Genomic DNA, 1,318 nt, shown 5'->3' on the forward strand with positions numbered 1-1,318 from the left:
TGAACCGCACCGGGTTTGCCAGAGGCTCCAACTTCTGAGAGAGTGGAGCCGATATGAGCAAGACAACGAACAAGTTTTCATCTGAAGTCCGCGAACGTGCCGTCCGTATGGTATTGGATCACGAGGCAGAGCACCCGTCGCGGTGGGCAGCCGTTTCATCTATTGCGGGCAAGATCGGTTGTTCGCCAGCCACGCTGCATGAATGGGTGAAGAAGACCGAGGTCGACAGCGGCAAACGAGCAGGCTTGCCGAGCGACGCGGCCGAGAAGATGAAGGCTCTTGAGCGGGAGAACCGCGAGCTTCGTCAGGCCAACGAGATTTTGCGCAAGGCGTCTGCTTATTTCGCGATGGCGGAGCTCGACCGCCCCTTCAAATGATGATCTCGTTCATTGACGAACACCGTAGCGTGTTCGGGGTCGAGCCGATCTGCAGGCTTTTGCCGGCCCCATCAACCTACTACGAGAACGTCGCCAAGCGCTTGGATGTGGACCGCCTGTCGGTTCGCGCCCGCAGCGATATCGGCATGAAGATCGAGATACGCCGGGTGTTCAATGAGAACTTCCAGGTCTACGGCGTGCGTAAAGTCTGGCGGCAGTTGCAACGAGAAGGCTACGACATCGCCCGCTGCACGGTCGCTCGGCTTATGAGGTCGATGAGCCTGCAGGGGATTATTCGAGGAAAGCCGGTCCGCACGACATTCTCGAACAAGGCAGCCCCGAGCCCGCTTGACCGGGTAAACCGCCAGTTCAAAGCCCCAGCACCAAACAGGCTGTGGGTTTCGGACTTCACCTATGTCGCCACCTGGCAGGGTTTCGTCTACGTGGCCTTTGTGATCGACGTCTTTGCCCGGCGCATCGTTGGCTGGCGGGCGAGCCGGACGGCACATGCGAGCTTTTTCCTCGATGCCCTTGAACAGGCACTTCATGATCGGCGTCCCGTTCATGGCGGCGGGCTCGTGCACCATTCGGACAGGGGCGTTCAATACGTGTCCATCCGGTACTCCGAGCGGCTGGCAGAAGCTGGCATAGAGCCTTCTGTCGGAAGTGTCGGCGACAGTTATGACAATGCCCTCGCCGAAACGATCAACGGTCTCTACAAGGCCGAGGTCATTCATCGGCGCGGACCATGGAGGAACTTCGAAGCCGTGGAATTCGCCACTCTGGAATGGGTCGACTGGTTCAACCACCGACGACTTCTGGAGCCCATCGGAAACATACCGCCAGCCGAGGCTGAAGAACGCTACTACGCCATGCTGGACGAACCAGCCATGGCCGCATAACTCAAACCAAATGGCCTCCGGCAAACCCGGTGCGGTTCA

At 59.0% G+C, this 1,318-nt stretch carries 1 protein-coding gene and 1 other annotated feature; the gene reads left to right on the forward strand.

The annotated features are described in order from the left end of the window. Nucleotides 1-53: 53 nt before the first annotated feature. Nucleotides 54-1,279, forward strand: a protein-coding gene (locus tag JZX89_RS28435; RefSeq protein ID WP_207136134.1) for an IS3 family transposase whose coding sequence is annotated in 2 segments (ribosomal slippage) — nt 54-348 and nt 348-1,279 — 1,227 coding nt in all. Because the reading frame shifts where the segments join, the coding sequence is not laid out codon by codon here. After that, nucleotides 335-448 (forward strand) — a sequence feature (AL1L pseudoknot). It overlaps the preceding gene by 114 nt. Nucleotides 1,280-1,318: the final 39 nt, after the last annotated feature.

Source organism: Agrobacterium burrii, from assembly GCF_017313405.1.
In the GTDB taxonomy this organism is placed as follows: Bacteria; Pseudomonadota; Alphaproteobacteria; order Rhizobiales; family Rhizobiaceae; genus Agrobacterium; species Agrobacterium burrii.